Annotated in this window: 14 protein-coding genes; 11 read left to right on the top strand and 3 right to left on the bottom strand. The window is 51.1% G+C overall.

The window, feature by feature from the left end; translation table 11 throughout:
* Positions 1-55: 55 nt before the first annotated feature.
* Positions 56-973, bottom strand: a complete 918-nt coding sequence (locus CA264_RS06900) for a transporter family protein (protein WP_025605770.1) — start codon at positions 971-973, stop codon at positions 56-58.
* Positions 974-1,034: 61 nt separating this feature from the next.
* A complete protein-coding gene (locus tag CA264_RS06895) occupies positions 1,035-1,355 on the bottom strand; it encodes a hypothetical protein (RefSeq protein ID WP_025605769.1) in 321 nt (106 codons plus the stop codon).
* A 267-nt stretch (positions 1,356-1,622) separates the two neighbouring features.
* On the opposite strand from CA264_RS06895, the gene CA264_RS06890 reads away from it, so the two are divergent.
* The 8 genes from CA264_RS06890 to CA264_RS06855 all read left to right on the top strand — a co-directional run bounded on the left by CA264_RS06890 (position 1,623) and on the right by CA264_RS06855 (position 10,122).
* A complete protein-coding gene (locus tag CA264_RS06890) occupies positions 1,623-2,123 on the top strand; it encodes a c-type cytochrome (RefSeq protein WP_036775814.1) in 501 nt (166 codons plus the stop codon).
* 30 nt (positions 2,124-2,153) lie between these two features.
* A complete protein-coding gene (gene nosZ, locus CA264_RS06885) occupies positions 2,154-4,181 on the top strand; it encodes a Sec-dependent nitrous-oxide reductase (RefSeq protein ID WP_025605765.1) in 2,028 nt (675 codons plus the stop codon).
* 72 nt (positions 4,182-4,253) lie between these two features.
* Positions 4,254-4,850, top strand: a complete 597-nt coding sequence (locus CA264_RS06880) for a hypothetical protein (protein ID WP_025605763.1) — start codon at positions 4,254-4,256, stop codon at positions 4,848-4,850.
* A gap of 17 nt (positions 4,851-4,867) precedes the next feature.
* Positions 4,868-5,326, top strand: a complete 459-nt coding sequence (locus CA264_RS06875) for a nitrous oxide reductase accessory protein NosL (protein ID WP_025605762.1) — start codon at positions 4,868-4,870, stop codon at positions 5,324-5,326.
* A complete protein-coding gene (locus tag CA264_RS06870) occupies positions 5,310-6,554 on the top strand; it encodes a nitrous oxide reductase family maturation protein NosD (RefSeq protein ID WP_025605761.1) in 1,245 nt (414 codons plus the stop codon). The genes CA264_RS06875 and CA264_RS06870 overlap by 17 nt, the downstream gene beginning before the upstream one ends.
* Positions 6,555-6,556: 2 nt before the next feature.
* Positions 6,557-7,267, top strand: coding sequence for an ABC transporter ATP-binding protein (locus tag CA264_RS06865; protein ID WP_025605760.1), 711 nt, complete (start codon positions 6,557-6,559; stop codon positions 7,265-7,267).
* A gap of 3 nt (positions 7,268-7,270) precedes the next feature.
* Complete coding sequence (locus CA264_RS06860) at positions 7,271-8,038, top strand: ABC transporter permease subunit (protein WP_025605758.1); 768 nt, start codon at positions 7,271-7,273, stop codon at positions 8,036-8,038.
* Between the two features lie 791 nt (positions 8,039-8,829).
* Positions 8,830-10,122 carry a hypothetical protein gene (locus CA264_RS06855; protein WP_119570430.1) on the top strand — a complete coding sequence of 431 codons (1,293 nt, stop codon included), beginning with the start codon at positions 8,830-8,832 and terminating at the stop codon, positions 10,120-10,122.
* 80 nt (positions 10,123-10,202) lie between these two features.
* On the opposite strand, the gene CA264_RS06850 is transcribed toward CA264_RS06855, so the two are convergent.
* Positions 10,203-13,484, bottom strand: a complete 3,282-nt coding sequence (locus tag CA264_RS06850) for a vitamin B12-dependent ribonucleotide reductase (protein WP_025605752.1) — start codon at positions 13,482-13,484, stop codon at positions 10,203-10,205.
* Between the two features lie 182 nt (positions 13,485-13,666).
* Here CA264_RS06850 and ric point away from each other — a divergent pair, with 182 nt between their 5' ends.
* The 3 genes from ric (at position 13,667) to CA264_RS06835 (ending at position 16,151) form a co-directional block, all read left to right on the top strand.
* Positions 13,667-14,623 (top strand): iron-sulfur cluster repair di-iron protein, encoded by a 957-nt coding sequence (gene ric, locus CA264_RS06845; protein ID WP_025605750.1) that lies wholly within the window; start codon positions 13,667-13,669, stop codon positions 14,621-14,623.
* 209 nt (positions 14,624-14,832) lie between these two features.
* On the top strand, positions 14,833-15,342 hold the full coding sequence (locus CA264_RS06840) for a hypothetical protein (RefSeq protein WP_025605748.1): 510 nt from the start codon (positions 14,833-14,835) through the stop codon (positions 15,340-15,342).
* The gene (locus tag CA264_RS06835; RefSeq protein ID WP_025605747.1) at positions 15,333-16,151 is read left to right on the top strand and encodes a DUF2249 domain-containing protein; all 819 of its coding nucleotides are present in this window, start codon (positions 15,333-15,335) and stop codon (positions 16,149-16,151) included. The genes CA264_RS06840 and CA264_RS06835 overlap by 10 nt, the downstream gene beginning before the upstream one ends.

The raw sequence follows: 16,151 nt of genomic DNA, 5'->3' as shown, positions 1-16,151 counted from the left end.
GTGAGCCAAGTCAGGTGCAGGTGGCAAATCAAACCACCTGCACCTGCACTTTGGTTTAAAAGAGATAAGCCACGCTTACCTGTGCCCGGTTGTTTCCTTTGGTGTCGCGCACAGTGGTTGTGCTGATGTTTTTCTGCAGCATGGCACTCACAGATAGTTTCTGGAGGTACACGCTCAGGCCCAGGTTGGCGTAGATGCTTTCGCCGCCTGTCTGCTTGTTTTCCTCCCCCTGCACTTTGTCTTTCGTGGCTTTTTCATAGTACACGCCTGCGCTTGGCAGCAGTGAGGTAGTGCCCACGTTCTCCCAGTAAAACAGGTTAGAGGAAGCGCTCAGGCGGTCGCCGAATTCGTACCCGTCGTTGTTCTCGGTGTTCTGGTTGTAGGTCACATCAGAGTTCAAACCGATTTTATTGTAGCGGATGGTGTAGATGCCGGTCAGGATGTAGTCGGTGCTGCCGGTGCCGGGCTGCATGTTAGCCGGTCCGCCTTCGTGTCCGCTCTGCTTAAACTCTCCTGTAGGTAATTTTACACCGCCACCCAGGCGCAGGGTATGGCGCAGGCTATATTTTGCGCTATCGCCGGTGTTTACAATGGCATAGTTAGCCAGCAGGGTAATGTCGCCGAAGCCGCTGCTGCGGTGCGTCATGTTGGGCATTACGTGCTCGTTAAAGCGGTATGGCACAAAGGCAAACAGCTGCACGCCTTTTATAGGAGTGTAGCGCCCCCAAAGCTCGGCAGAACGGAAGATGTTGTCGGTTTCTTCGTGGTGTGTTTCAGGCACGCCATCATGCGTGTGGGTGTAGGTGCTGGTGATCGTATAAGTGCTGCTCAGGTAGCGCACGCCGAAGAGGTTTTTGTGCACCTGCGGCAAAATGCCCAGGTAACTGCCGCCCATGGTACAGCCGCCGTCACAGGCCTGGCTGCTGAAATTTATGCCTAAGAAGGCTACTGCAAGTATAAATAACTTTTTCATGACTTAACTTTTTGGATGTGTTAAAGGTGCCACGCAGGTGTGGCGGTGTTTTGTGCGGAGGTTAAGCCATTGTTTTTGGAGGGTGGAAAATGCAAAAGGCAGGGGAGGCATATACCTGTAAAGTAAGGATTGGCTCTTTTGCCTGTGTTGCCGCTACAAACAGCACCTCCTGCAGCCGGAACGCCTCAGCCAGAAAGACAACATCCTGCAGCGGCTGCCGCTCCCGAGTGGGCGAAGATTGCTTCTCGCTCTTTTTAAGTTGCTTCTTTAAATAGCAGCTGCCTTTGCAGGCGGAGGCAGGCGCTTCCCGCTGTTCGCAAAGGTACTGGCTGATATAGGCACGGTTAGCCTGAAACAGCAGACAGGTAGCTGTTTTGCTCATGGGCTGAGCCACTGCGCATATCATTAATAAGAACCAGGCAAACCGTTTCATTTCTCTTCTCTTTTCAGGTTCAAAGGTCTTTGGAAGCATCAAGGGGAAAAATGACATTGATCATAATTAAAAGAGATAAAGGTCTTTTATTATTTTGAACCATGCTCCTACTTTTGTTCTGTAATCAATCGCTAAACAGACCAATCATTAAAATTTAGAGTCATGAAAAACGGCGTTAAAAAACAAGAAAGAGGCCTGAGAGACAAAAACAACAATATGTTTCTGAGCTCTGTAAAGGGTGGTGCCATGGCGCTGCTCTGCGGCATGATGCTCGTTGGCTGCTCATCAGGAGAAAATGAAACCTACTATGATGAGTACAAGCAGGAGCAGGGGGCAAATGCAACTGCGGCAGCAACTGAGGCTCCCGCTGCTGACGATGGCAAAGGGGTAGGCCCGGTAACAACAGTAGCACTGGGAGAGGGCATAGAAGACGCGATGGCCGCCAACGGCAAAACCATTTTCGAAGGCAAATGCTCTGCCTGCCACCAACTGTCTGATCAGAAAGTAGTGGGGCCGGGCCTGGCAGGCGTAACCGAGCGCCGCAAACCAGAATGGGTGATGAACATGATCGTGAACCCGGAGGAGATGACCAAGAAAGACCCGGTTGCTAAAAAGCTGCTGGCCGAGCACCTTACCCAGATGACGAACCAAAACGTGAACGAGCAGGATGCCAGAGCGATTCTGGAGTTCCTGAGACAAAACGACCAGGCGATTTAAGCAAAATCTCTACTCAAACCATAAATCATTATGGAAACTGTATTCAACAAAGTTCGAAAATCAGCCCCAAAGGCCGCCCTGCTGATGGCAGTGGCAGCCGGGGCCATGCTGCAGGGCTGTAGCAGCACCGAAAGCAGCGAGGCAGCTGCCCTTGTTTCCGGTGTTGCCGGCGATGCCGCCTCCAAAGTGTATGTGGCCCCTGGCCAGCATGATGAGCTTTATACGTTTATGTCTGGTGGCTTCAGCGGCCAGGTGGCCGTGTATGGCGTACCGTCCGGCAGGCTGCTGAAAGTGGTGCCGGTGTTCTCGCAGAATCCGGAGAACGGCTACGGCTACAACGAAGAAACCAAGGCCATGCTGAACACCTCCTTCGGTTTTGTGCCCTGGGATGATTTGCACCACCCGAAACTCTCGCGTGCCGCAGGTATGACAGACGGCCGCTGGCTGTTCGTGAACGCCAACAACACGCCACGTGTCGCCCGTCTCGACCTGAAAACATTTGAGACAGCTGAGATCCTTGAGATCCCGAACAGTGCCGGTAACCACTGCTCTCCTTACCCCACCAATGACAACGAGTACGTGCTGGCCGGTACCCGCTTTAGTGTGCCGATCAACGTGGAGGGAGATGGCAAGTATGAGGACGTGAACTTTGATGAATACAAAGAAAAGTTCAGAGGCTCCATCTCCTTCATCAAAGTAGACAAAGAGCATGGCGACATGGACCTGGACTTCCAGATTCTGGTGCCTGGCTTCGACTATGACCTGGCTAACGGTGGCAAAGGCCCATCTTCTGACTGGGTTTTCTTTACCACTTACAACACGGAGCAAGCCAATACCCTGAAAGAAATTGGTGCCTCACAAAACGACAAAGATTACCTGGCGGCAATTAACTGGAAGCTGGCTGTAAAGTATGCCAAAGAAGGCAAAGCGAAAGAAATGCCTGCCTACTACTACCACAACAAGCTGGATGAGAAATCACATATCGCCAAGTCTGAGATCAAGAAGACTGTTAGAATCCTTCGTCCGGAAGATTGCCCTGGCCTGATGTACCTGATTCCGGTTCCTAAATCACCACACGGCATCGACGTAGACCCAACAGGTGAATACATGGTGGTGAGTGGTAAGCTGGCCTCTGTTATTCCGGTGCACTCTTTCTCTAAAATGCTGAAGACTATTGAGAAGAAAGACTTCATTGGCAACGTGGGTGGCATTCCGATTCTGCGCTACGAGTCTGTACTACAGGGGGAGGTGAAAGAGCCGGGCTTAGGACCGTTGCACACCGAGTTTGACGATAAGGGCAATGCTTATTCTTCTATGTTCGTGTCTTCTGAGATCGTGAAATGGACGCTGAAAGACCTGCAGGTAAAAGACAGAATTCCGGTGTACTACTCAGTTGGTCACTTAGTGATACCTGGCGGCGATACGAAGAAGCCTTATGGCAAGTACCTGATCGCCATGAACAAAATCACCAAAGACCGCTACCTGCCAACTGGTCCTGAACTGGCGCAATCTGCCCAATTGATTGACATCAGCGGCGAGAAAATGAAGCTCCTGCTCGACTTCCCGACTATCGGTGAACCGCACTACGCCCAAGCCATTGAGGCGAAGAAGATTGCTCCGAACAGCGTGAAGATGTATAGCCTGGAAGAGAACAGCCATCCTTATGCTGCCAAAAATGAGAAAGAAGCTCGAGTTGAGCGCAAAGGCAACGAGGTACACGTGTACATGACCGCCATCCGAAGCCACTTGACACCGGATAACATTGAAGGTATAAACGTGGGCGACGAAGTATACTTCCACGTGACAAACCTGGAGCAAGACTGGGACGTGCCGCACGGCTTCGCGATCATGGGTAACAACAATGCCGAGTTGCTGGTGATGCCAGGTGCTACCCAAACCCTGAAGTGGGTGCCACAAAGAGCAGGTATCATCCCGATGTATTGCACCGACTTCTGCTCTGCGCTGCACCAGGAAATGCAAGGCTATATCAAGGTATCTCCAAAAGGATCTAAAGTACCGCTGGCCTTCTCAACAGGTGCCAAAAAGCCAAAAGCTTAAACTCTGATATTCTGAAAGCAGGGGGCACCACGCCCTCTGCTTTCTAATCTCTTACCCCTTAAAATTACAAGGATGAAAACTGTAAGCAGGCTGCTGATGTTTCTGGCGGCAATCTCAATTGGTTTGCTCTTTCTGTTCCCGATGTGGAAGATTTTGGTGCAGGCCCCCCAGTACCCGGAAGGTTTGCAGATGCACATCTGGATAAACAAGATATCCGGTAACACAGACTATACGCTGCAGAACTTCAACATCCTGAACCACTACATCGGCATGGAAAAAATAGAGCCAGACTCTTTTAAAGAGCTGACTTACATGCCGTACATCGTTGTTTTCTTTATAATCTCTGGTGTGCTGATTGCCCTGCTTAACCTGAAGCGCCTGGTGCTGCCATGGGTAGCCTTGCTGATGGTAGCTGGTGGCGCTGGCCTCTTAGACTTCTACATGTGGCTGCACAAGTTCGGTACCAACCTCGATCCAAATGCGCCAATTAAAATACCGGGTATGACCTACATTCCGCCTTTTCTTGGCGGGAAAGACCTGCTCAACTTCCACGCAGTATCGCTGCCGGGCGCCGGAAGTATAGGTATAGCCCTGGCAGTTATACTTGGCTTGGGCGTGTACTTTCTGGAACGCAATCGTGAGCCGCAGCGCATCAAAACACTTGCTTAAACTGATTCCGCCGCACCATGAAAACTTACCAAAACATCCTGTTTATACTTGTTGGCCTGCTGCTGTTTGCCTGCAAACCGGAGCCACAACAGATAAGCTACGGCCAAACAAACTGCGGCCATTGCAACATGACCGTGTCGGACAGCCGCTACGGAGCAGAGCTTGTAAACTCTAAGGGCAAAGCCTTTTTCTTCGACTCTGCTGAATGCCTGGCTGCTTACCTGAACGATAACCCAAAGCAGGAGCAAGAAGCTGCTTTTGTACTGGTGACAGATTTTACAAAGCCTAACACGCTGGTTGATGCAAAGCAGGCAGCCTTTCTGCAAAGCGAGCAGTTGCCAAGCCCGATGGGCATGTTCCTGACTGCCTTTGCTGATGCGCAAACAGCCACACAGTTTCAGCAAAAACATACTGGTCGCCTGCTCTCCTGGAAAGAAGCCATGCTAGCCGTTCAAAAAAATGAAAAGCCTCTATAAATATTTCTTCGCAAGTATAGCTGTGCTGTTCGTGCTAATCCAGCAGGTGCAGGCGGCTACGCTGAAGGTATGTGCCAGCTGCCCCAATACGTCTATCAAAAAGGCCATTGCCCTCGCAAAGCCCGGCGATAAGGTGGTGGTAGACGGAGGCATTTACCGCGAGGGAACCATCGATATAACTAAATCTATACACCTAATTGGGCTGAATAACCCAGTGCTGGACGGGCAGCACAAAGGAGAGATACTGAACATCCGGGCAAATTATGTAACCGTGCAGGGCTTTACGCTGAAAGATGTGGAGGTAAGCTACCTGAGCGATTTTGCCGCCATACGTGTGGCAGAAGCCAGCCATGTAAAAGTGCTGAACAACAAAGTACAGAACGCTTTTTTCGGCATTTACCTGCAGCGCGCCGATAGCTGCGAAGTGCGCGGCAATGTAGTACAGGGCAAGGCCACTACAGAATCTGGTTCGGGCAATGCCATTCACCTGTGGTACTGCAATACCATCAAGGTACACGATAACAAAGTATCCGGCCACCGCGACGGAATATACTTTGAGTTTGCCACCAACAGTGACATTCAACGAAACCTGAGCCAGGGCAATCTGCGCTACGGCCTGCACTTTATGTTCTCTGATGGTAACGTGTACAAGTATAATACCTTCCGCCAAAACGGGGCGGGTGTGGCCGTGATGTACACTAAGAACATTGTGATGCAGCAAAACCTGTTTGAAGGCAACTGGGGCGCTGCCGCATATGGCCTGCTCCTGAAAGACATCAGCCGTAGCTCCATCAGCAACAACACCTTTAGGCGCAACACAACCGGCATTTACCTGGAGGGCTCCAGCAAGTTAGATGTGAAACAGAACAGCTTCGAAAACAACGGTTGGGCCATGCGCCTGCTCTCAAATTGCGAGCAGGACACGTTTCTGTTGAACAACTTTATCGGAAACACCTTTGATGTGGCCACGAACGGCACAGCTGCACAGAACCACTTTGCAGGCAACTATTGGGACAAGTATACCGGCTACGACCTGAACAAAGACAAAACAGGCGATGTGCCTTATCGCCCGGTAAGCTTATACTCGATGCTGGTAGAGCGGGTGCCGCCTTCGGTGATGTTTATGCGCAGTTTTATAGTAGACCTGATGGACCAGGTGGAGCGTGTGCTGCCAAGTTTCATACCGGAGCAGCTCCTAGACAACAGCCCATCCATGAAAAAAATATAGCCATGTTAGCGATAGAAAACCTCTGCAAATCTTATGGCAAGCTGAAAGTGCTGCAGCACGTGAGTGTGAATTTTGGGACTGGCAAAGTCGTGTCGGTTATCGGGCCTAACGGTACCGGTAAAACCACTATGATCAAGTGCATACTGGGCATGGCGCTGCCCGACAGCGGCGACATTAAAATGAGCGGGCAGAGTGTGCTGAACCAGCACGACTACCGCAGCCAGATAGGCTATATGCCGCAGATTGGCCGCTACCCCGAAAATATGAAAATCCGCCAAGTGATCGGTATGGTGAAAGACATTCGCAAAGACATCAAAAATACAGACGAGGAGCTGGTAGGGCTGTATGGCCTGGAGCAGCTATATGACAAACGTATGGGCGCTCTGTCGGGTGGAACGAAGCAAAAAGTGAGTGCGGCACTAGCCTTCCTGTTCCACCCGCAGGTGCTTATATTAGATGAACCTACCGCCGGCCTTGATCCTGTTTCGGCCGAAATCCTGAAGAGTAAAATCCTGAAAGAAAAGAAAAACGGCAAGCTTATACTCATTACGTCCCATATCATGAGCGAGGTAGAGGAGGTGGCCGACGAGGTGATGTGTATGATGGATGGCAAGCTGAAGTTCTACGAAACCATTGCCGCCATTAAACAGCAAACGCATGAAAATCGCCTAAGCCGTGCCATTGCTAAAATCATGAACGAAGAGGAGGACTAAGCCATGAACAAGATCATCAAATATGTACTCTATGATATTATCCGGAGCAAAATTGTGCTGGCATATACGTTGTTTCTGCTGCTGCTTTCTATTGGTTTGTTCAACCTGGGTGGCAGCACGGACAAAGCCATCCTTAGCCTGCTGAATCTGGTGCTGCTGACGGTGCCGCTTATCAGCATTGTATTTGCCACCACGCACTTCTACAACTCCTATGAGTTTATGGAGCTGCTGGTAGCACAGCCGATTAACCGCAAAAAGATATTCATGAGCGAGTACCTGGGTGTGGCGCTGTCTTTGTCGGCTGCGTTTATACTTGGCGTGGGGGTGCCGGTGCTGCTTTTCGGGGCCAGCGTTACAGGTTTATACTTGGTACTGACAGGTGTGTTCATCACCTTCATCTTCGTAGCTCTAGCTTTCCTGGCCTCCGTCATTACCCGCGACAAAGCCAAAGGCATTGGCATCGCGCTGCTGCTCTGGTTCTACTTCGCCCTGATCTACGATGGCATTGTGCTGTTTATACTTTACTACTTCGCTGATTACCCACTGGAACAAGCTTCGCTGGCGCTTACCGCCCTCAACCCAATAGACCTGGGCCGCATTATGGTACTGCTAAAATTGGATGTGTCGGCGCTGATGGGCTATACCGGGGCTTTGTACAAGAGCATCTTCGGTAGCATCTGGGGAGTAGGTTTGGCCTTCGGAATGCTGCTAGTGTGGGTGCTGGTGCCGCTGCTGAGCTCCGGAAAAATATTTTCGAAAAGAGATTTATAGTGTAGTGCCTGCTTCGGCAGGTGGATTAACAGGTGTTTTGGTGATTTAGAGAGCACAGAGCTACGTTCTGTGCTCTTTTGTTTTTAGAAGCAAATCTAAATTTCAGAGCGGGCGCTTTCCCGCGGACAGGTCGCGACCTGTCCCTACAAGTCCTGTACCTTTAAGTAGCTCCGTTAGCAGAAGTTATCTGAAATGTTTCCAGTCCTTGGGTTGAGCGCCTTGTAGAGTTCCGGTGCCCGTAAGGGCATTGCGACCGAAGGGTAGCAAAGGAAGGCTACACAGCGCGATGCCCGAGGACGAGGCCCCGCGGCCGTGAGCGCTCCAAAGCAAAAGGTGAAACAGTAGGTATGTGGGAGCTGGAGGATGAACAGAAACTAGAAAGGATAGCTTGTTTGAAGATGAGGTAAGAAGTGGCTATGGAAGGCTGTACATGTATGGTTCTGTGAGCCAGTAAAGCTGGACGCTTTACGCTACAGTAGGCACTAGCTGCAAGCTAGCGCCAGCGGGGAAGTATGCCCTGCGATAAGCAGAGTCAGTCACAGGCACAAGCTGACGCATGCGCCAGAAAAGCTGTTTTGAATATCAACTGTAAGTGTGGCTTTGCAAGCCAGTCGAGTTGCAAACTCGACATTATAGTAAGACACAAGTCTGAAGACTTGCGCCAGAGGAAAAAGTTATACCTAAATAACATCATCAGAAACAATACATTAACAGAAATGACAGACATCATTTTATACTAACCTCCATTTCCCTACACTTGCAGTCCCGTTGATAGTGAAGACGAAGACAAAATGAATATACAGTCAAAACGAAACTGGCTGCTGGTAGCGCTGTTCAACCTGGTAGTGGTAGCTTTTCTGGGGCTGCTGCTGCGGTGGATGTTTGTGGCACCAGTGGCTGGGATCAACTATAAATACCTGTTGCACGGCCACTCACACGTGGCATTGCTGGGCTGGCTATACTCTGCTGTTTTTGTGGCGCTGGTGGCTTTTTTTTTACCGCCGGCACTACAACAAAAGAAGACCTATACCTGGCAGTTTTGGCTGTCGCAGGGGACAGTGCTGGGGATGCTGCTTAGCTTTCCGGTGCAAGGGTATGGACCTGTTTCAATATTCTTTTCCACAGCGCATATCTTAATGAGCTACTGGTTTACTTACCAGTTTCTGAAGGATGGAAAAGCCGCGCAGCTAGGCCAGGGAAAGCATCAGCAGTCTTATGCTTTCGTAAAGGCGGCACTGTTTTTCCTGGTGCTGTCGTCGCTGGGGCCATGGGCAATGGGACCGATCATGGCGACAGGCCAAAGCGGTAGCGAGTTATACTTTAACGCCATCTACTTTTACCTGCACTTTCAGTACAACGGTTGGTTTACGTTTGCGGTGCTGGGGCTCCTGTTCTGGCTGCTGGAGCAGTACAAGGTCAACTTCAGTGTCAAGTATGGCAGGCTCTTCTTTCGCTTGATGTTCTGGTCCTGCCTGCCTGCTTACCTGTTGTCTGTGCTCTGGATTAAACCTGCCGCTGTGGTGTATGCGGTGGGGGGAGCGGCTGCGCTGGCGCAAGTGGTCGCGTTGGTTGTGCTGCTTCTGCTTGTAAACTCTATAAGCAAGCAGGTGCTGGCATTATTCAGCAACTGGAGCCGCTTTATACTTGTACTGGCTGGAATGGCTTTTACAGCTAAAATCCTGATGCAACTAACAACGGGCATTCCGTACATGGCGGATTTGGCCTACAGGCTACGCTTCTTTATCATCGGCTATCTGCACCTGGTACTAATTGGCTTCGTCAGCATGTTTCTATTTGCCTTTTTTGCACAGCAAGGTTGGTTAAGTTTTAAGCAAGGTATGAGCCGGTGGGGGATGGGATTTTTTCTGGCTGCCTTTGCCGGAACCGAAGCTTTGCTTTTTCTGCAGGGCATTTTCTTTTGGTTAGGAGTAGGAGCTATACCTGCTTACCACAAGTTGCTTTTCGGACTAAGCATCTGTTTGCCTGTTGGTATACTTCTGTTTTTTGTAGCACAGGTGTGGCGGAAAGAAGTTTATATTTCGGAAGGCAAAGCAGCAAAAGAGCTGCAGCATCAAACAAGTTAAACTCGTGTAAACAGTCTACATTAAAAACAGCAAGGGCTGCTTCTATGTAGAGGCAGCCCTTGCTGTTTTAGGTTAATTCCTTAGCTGCACCCGAGGCTATTGCCGCAGTTCAGGCATTTATAGCATGTTCCAGAGCGGATGGTAATGTGGCCGCAGGTATTGCAGATAGGAGCATCGCCCATCATGTTCGCCAGCACCTGCTGCGTTTGCTCCATCAGCAGTGTTTTGCTCTGCGATACCACTTTATACTCTGTACCTTTTAGTACAGGCTTTTCTGGAGGTGTTGTCAGTGATGCAGAAAAGGCAGACGGAACATCATCCTGTGCATCTTTCTCTTGCTGCACATGCACCAGGTCGGTGCGGTTCAGGTACTCGTAGCCGAGCAGGCGGAACAGGTAGTCAAACACCGAAGTGGCAGACTTGATGTTAGGGTGCTCCACGCGTCCGGCAGGCTCAAAGCGGGTAAAGGTAAAGCGGCTGACATACTCTTCCAGCGGCACGCCATACTGTAGCCCCAAAGACACAGCAATTGCAAAGCAGTTAAGGATGGAGCGGAACGAAGCACCTTCTTTGTACATATCAATAAACACCTCGCCCAAAGAACCATCAGTGTACTCGCCGGTGCGGATGTAAACCGTGTGTCCATCAATCTTAGCCTTTTGTGTAAAGCCTTTGCGTTTATCTGGCAGTTTATGGCGCTCCACCATAGCGGTAAGCTGCTGGCGGAAGTTCTGGTTGCCGGCTCCTGCAAGTATGGCTTTGGCTGCCTGAAGCACCTGCTCTGCATTGGTCGCGGTTTCTGTTGTAATGGTGGCTTCCGCTGCTTCTTCTCCCGAAGAGCTGCTCTTAGAAGTAAGTGGCTGCGAAAGTTTGCTTCCATCGCGGTAAAGGGAGCAGGCTTTTAGCCCCAGTTCCCAAGAACGCTCATAGCATTGTGCTACCTCGGCTACTGTCGTTTCGTTTGGCAGGTTTATGGTTTTCGAAATGGCCCCGGAAATAAAAGGCTGTACTGCTGCCATCATCTGTATATGTCCATCGGCCTTGATAAAGCGCGTACCCTTGTTGCCGCAGCGGTTGGCACAGTCGAAGACAGCATAGTGCTCCGGCTTCAGAAAAGGAGCGCCTTCCACCGTCATGGTGCCGCAGACGTAGTCGTTGGCCTCCTCTATTTGCTTAAGTGTATAGCCAAGCTGGCATAGCAGGTTAAAGTCTGGATGCTGGTATTGCACAGGGGCAAAACCAAGCCGTTGCAGGCAGTTATCACCTAAAGTATACGCATGAAAAAGCGTATTTACATCGTAGGCAGAAGGTGTAGCTGCTTCAAGCTTTTCCAGCTCTTCCGGCAGCAACCCTCGCTGGAGCAGTGCCTCTGGGTTGATATGCGGTGCCCCTTTCAGCGTAGCGTGGCCTTTGGCGTAGTTTACAATGGACTGTATTTCATCAGAAGTATACTTTAGTTTTTGGAGTGCTGCCGGGATAGACTGGTTGATGATTTTGAAATAGCCACCGCCCGAAAGCTTTTTATACTTTACGAGTGCATAGTCCGGCTCCACGCCCGTGGTATCACAATCCATCAGCAGCCCGATAGTGCCGGTGGGGGCGATAACAGTGGCCTGCGCATTGCGGAAGCCATACTTCTCGCCCTGTTGTAGCGCTTTGTCCCACGCCTGCTGTGCGGCTGCCAGTAAGTTTGGCGGACACAGATCATGTTTCAGGCCAACAGGTTTTATACTTAGATGCTCATACTTGTCAGGTTGGTTATAGGCCGTGTAGCGGTGATTACGAATTACGCGCAGCATAGCCTCCCGGTTAGGTGCATACTTGGCAAAAGCACCTAATGCAGCGGCCATTTCTGCGGAAGTTTTGTAAGCCGTGCCTGTCATCAGCGAAGTAATGCCAGCTGCCACGGCGCGCGCCTGGTCGCTGTCGTAAGGCAGGCCCTGTACCATGAGCAATGCACCCAAGTTAGCATAACCCAGCCCAATGGTGCGGTAGTCGTAGGAGCGTTGCGCCACTGCCTCGGATGGGAACTGCGCCATCAGCACCGATATCTCCAGCACCACCGTCCAGAGGCGACAGGCGTGTTCAAAGGCATTTGCATCAAATTCCTGCTGCTCTTGGTTGTAGAAGCGGAGCAGGTTCAGCGAGGCGAGGTTACAGGCAGTGTCGTCCAGGAACATGTACTCGGAGCAGGGGTTGGAGCCTTTTATCGGTCCTTCTGCCGGGCAGGTATGCCACTCGTTTATCGTGGTATCGAACTGTACGCCCGGGTCGGCACAGGCCCAAGCTGCCTCTGCAATCTGTTGCCATAAGTCGTGGGCAGGCACTTGTTTTAACGTGCTGCCATCGGTGCGGGCGGTCAGGTGCCAGGGCGCATTCTGGTGCAGCGCTTCAAAAAAACTGTTGGGTACACGCACCGAGTTATTTGAGTTTTGTCCCGATACAGTAGCGTAAGCCTCCCCTTCATAGTCAGCGGAATATCCAGCGGCAATCAGGGCGGCTACTTTCTTTTCTTCCTCTTTTTTCCAGTTGATAAAAGCCTCTATCTCGGGATGGTCCAGGTCGAGGCTCACCATTTTAGCGGCCCGGCGTGTAGTGCCTCCAGATTTAATAGCTCCGGCTGCACGGTCGCCTACACGTAAAAAGGACATCAGCCCCGAAGAGGTGCCACCACCGGAAAGAACCTCATCTTTGCCCCGGATGGCAGAGTAGTTGGTGCCCACGCCCGAGCCATACTTGAAAATGCGCGCCTCCTGCACCAGTAGGTCCATAATGCCGCCTTTGTTAGCTAAATCATCCTGCACCGAAAGTATAAAACAGGCGTGTGGTTGTGGTCGCTCAAACGCAGAGCCAGACTCTTTGAGCTCCTCTGTTTCGGGATCAACATAATAATGCCCCTGTGCCTGGCCTGTGATGCCATAAGAGGCATGGAGCCCGGTATTAAACCACTGCGGAGAGTTTGGCGCCGCATATTGCCCCAGCAGCATGTACACCAGCTCATCATAAAATGCCTGCGCATCTGCCTCACTTGCAAAATAGCCATACTTACTGCCCCAGGTGCGCCAGCAATTTGCCAGCCGGTGCACCACTTGCTTCACAGAGCTTTCAGCACCGGTGCTGCTTTCCGGCTGTGGCACACCGGCGCGGCGCAGGTATTTCTGTGCGAGTATATCGGTGGCTATCTGCGACCATTGCGCTGGTACTTCCACGTCTTTAAGCTCTGCCACTACATCGCCGGAAGGGTTGCGAATGGTAGAGGAGCGGAGCTCGTAGCGGAACATGTCGTAGGGCGACTGCTGCGGAGAGGTAAACTTTCTGTTGATGGAGATACCCTTTGGAAGGGGAGGTGTATGCTTTGTCATACGGCAGGATAGGTTTCTTATATATAGTAAAGGAAAAATCAAGACCTAAAACTGCCTTATGTTAAACCGAAAAAGAATGACAAAGATCATTCTATAAAAAGACTTTTGTGTCTTTTATTCTAAAGTGCGCTTTATACTTTTACATCAGTGATTTAAACCTGATATACATAAAAGAATTCAACATGGAAACTACACAGACAATTGAAGTACTGGATGTAACGCTGCTGGAGCCACGCCTGAAGCACCCTACCATTTTTGAGTGGTTTGATGCCCGCAAAGGCGGCGAAGCTTTTATCATATACAACGACCACGACCCGAAGCCGCTCTACTACCAGCTGCTCGGCGAACGCGGCAACACTTTTCAGTGGGAGTACCTGGAGCAGGGGCCTGAAGTATGGGAAGTGAAGATTTCCAAGCTAACGCAGCAGGAAGGCGAGACGGTAGGCGAACTGGTAGCAAAGGATTTCCGCAAAGCGCAGGTATTTAAGAAGTATGGCATCGACTTCTGCTGTGGCGGTAAAAAGTCCGTGAAGCAGGTATGCGAGGAAAAAGGCGTGGACCAACAGGCGCTGGAACGAGAGCTGGAAGTTACTTCTGCAGCAGAAAGCCGCGAAACAGACTTCGGTAGCTGGGAGCTTCCTTTTCTGGCGGACTACATCGTGAACATGCACCACAAGTATGTACGAGAGGCGATTCCGGCCCTGTACGAGTACACGACCAAAATTGCCCGCGTGCACGGCAAGCGTCACCCGGAGCTGCTGGAAGTAGCCAAACATTTTGTGAACGTAGCCAACGAGCTGGAGGCGCACATGCCGAAAGAGGAGCGCGTGCTGTTCCCATTCATCAAACAGCTGGATGAGGCGAAGAAGCAAGGTATAAAACTGGACAAACCCGCTTTCGGCTCTATCCAGAACCCCATCAACATGATGGAAATGGAGCATGAAGCAGCCGGCGATGAACTGGTGGCTATCCGCGAACTGACGGATAACTACACTCTACCAGCCGATGCCTGCGCCACTTATACTATTGCCTTTAAAAAGCTACAGGAGTTTGAGGAGGATCTGCACCGCCACATCCACCTGGAAAACAACATCCTGTTCCCGAAAGCGCTGGAGCTGGAGAAAGAAGTACTGAAGTAGTTCATCTGAATCAGGATTTACTGGATTTATGGATGGGCAGGATTTTCTGTTTTGGTTTGAAATGATTTGATGACTTTAAGTTGATTTCGTTTGTGCGCAGCGCCTGCAAGCGCCTTATCTGCCACAAATCAGAAAAATCATTTACTAGCTAAATCAATCCTGCCCATCCTTTCCCATCCTAAAAATCCTGATCCTAAAAGAGAAACCACATGAAAATTGCCACAAAACCCCAAAAGAGAGTTAAAAGCCTGGTGCCACTTTCCCGGGAGCACCATCATGGGCTGTTGTTTTGCTGGAAACTGCGCCAGGGCCTGAAGAACGGAACAGATCTTCGCATCCTGCAGGACTACGTCCGCTACTTCTGGGACAGTAATTTGAGAGAACACTGCGAGGAAGAGGAGTGGCTGCTGAACAGGCTCCTGACAAACGAAACCGTGAACATCAGGATAGAGGAGGAGCACCGTCTCCTGCACGAGATCATACACCTCATCTGCGAGCATAACCCGACAGCAGCTCTTTTCCAGACATTGCAGCAGGACCTGGTAGACCACATTCGTTGGGAGGAGCGGGAGTTGTTTCCGTACCTGCAGGCGGTGGTTAAACCAGATGAGCTGGAACTGGCAATGAAGTTGCTCGAGCTGAAGCATACGCCGCGAACAGACACCTTTACCCCCGCCTTCTGGGCTGATGGGGCACCAACCGAAGAAGCATGGAAATAGCTGCCAACACAAAGATATCGGCTATTCTGAAGGCCAACCCTGCGGCGATAGAAGCCATTGCCTCTATCAACAGGCATTTTGAGAAGCTGCGCAACCCCCTGCTGAGAAAGGTGCTGGCCTCGCGTGTAACCGTTGCCGACGCCGCTCGCATCGGCGGGTGTTCGGAAGAGGATTTTTACCGGATACTGGAGCCCCTGGGCTTTTGCCCTCGTGCGGCCACCGGTAACACGGCAAAACAAACCGCTGCTGTAGTAGCGATACCGGCTTACCTGGAGCAACTGCGCCCCGAAAATCTGCTTACGCTGGACGTGCGCGAGGATATAACCACGGGTAACGATCCGTTTCTGCGTATCATGGCCGCTGTGGGCAGGCTGGATAGCTCCAATGCGTTGCAGCTCATCAACACCTTTGAACCTACGCCTCTGATAGACATCCTGAAAAAGAAAGGGTACGCCGCATATGCAGAGGAGCAAAGCCCGGACCTGGTGCATACTTTTTTTTGGCTGGAGCACCTAACGGAAGTAGGGGAGGCCGTTGCAGAAAAGGAACCGGCTTCCGCTGATTTAAAGGCTCTTATGCACGCCTACGAGGGCAAGCTGGTACACCTCGATGTGCGCCACCTGGAAATGCCGCAGCCGATGGTGTCTATTCTAAGTCACCTGGAGACACTCCCCGCAGGTGCCGCCCTCTATGTGACGCACAGGCAAGTGCCGCAGTTCCTGCTGCCCAAGCTGCAGGAGCGCGGTTTTGCCGTGGCCATCCAACAGGCTGAACCGGGTGAGGTCTTCCTGCTCATCTATAAAGTATAA

The sequence above is a fragment of the Pontibacter actiniarum genome (genome assembly GCF_003585765.1).
Lineage (GTDB): Bacteria > Bacteroidota > Bacteroidia > Cytophagales > Hymenobacteraceae > Pontibacter > Pontibacter actiniarum.
Note: the sequence above shows the minus strand (reverse complement) of the source record. Positions and strands in the feature narration are given on the sequence as shown.

What these genes read in the sequence shown, in the direction of transcription:
- CA264_RS06900 (WP_025605770.1), bottom strand. Translation starts at nt 973, where the DNA reads ATGAAAAAGTTATTTATACTTGCAGTAGCCTTCTTAGGCATAAATTTC.
- CA264_RS06895 (WP_025605769.1), bottom strand. Translation starts at nt 1,355, where the DNA reads ATGAGCAAAACAGCTACCTGTCTGCTGTTTCAGGCTAACCGTGCCTAT.
- CA264_RS06890 (WP_036775814.1), top strand. Translation starts at nt 1,623, where the DNA reads ATGTTTCTGAGCTCTGTAAAGGGTGGTGCCATGGCGCTGCTCTGCGGC.
- nosZ (WP_025605765.1), top strand. Translation starts at nt 2,154, where the DNA reads ATGGAAACTGTATTCAACAAAGTTCGAAAATCAGCCCCAAAGGCCGCC.
- CA264_RS06880 (WP_025605763.1), top strand. Translation starts at nt 4,254, where the DNA reads ATGAAAACTGTAAGCAGGCTGCTGATGTTTCTGGCGGCAATCTCAATT.
- CA264_RS06875 (WP_025605762.1), top strand. Translation starts at nt 4,868, where the DNA reads ATGAAAACTTACCAAAACATCCTGTTTATACTTGTTGGCCTGCTGCTG.
- CA264_RS06870 (WP_025605761.1), top strand. Translation starts at nt 5,310, where the DNA reads ATGAAAAGCCTCTATAAATATTTCTTCGCAAGTATAGCTGTGCTGTTC.
- CA264_RS06865 (WP_025605760.1), top strand. Translation starts at nt 6,557, where the DNA reads ATGTTAGCGATAGAAAACCTCTGCAAATCTTATGGCAAGCTGAAAGTG.
- CA264_RS06860 (WP_025605758.1), top strand. Translation starts at nt 7,271, where the DNA reads ATGAACAAGATCATCAAATATGTACTCTATGATATTATCCGGAGCAAA.
- CA264_RS06855 (WP_119570430.1), top strand. Translation starts at nt 8,830, where the DNA reads ATGAATATACAGTCAAAACGAAACTGGCTGCTGGTAGCGCTGTTCAAC.
- CA264_RS06850 (WP_025605752.1), bottom strand. Translation starts at nt 13,484, where the DNA reads ATGACAAAGCATACACCTCCCCTTCCAAAGGGTATCTCCATCAACAGA.
- ric (WP_025605750.1), top strand. Translation starts at nt 13,667, where the DNA reads ATGGAAACTACACAGACAATTGAAGTACTGGATGTAACGCTGCTGGAG.
- CA264_RS06840 (WP_025605748.1), top strand. Translation starts at nt 14,833, where the DNA reads ATGAAAATTGCCACAAAACCCCAAAAGAGAGTTAAAAGCCTGGTGCCA.
- CA264_RS06835 (WP_025605747.1), top strand. Translation starts at nt 15,333, where the DNA reads ATGGAAATAGCTGCCAACACAAAGATATCGGCTATTCTGAAGGCCAAC.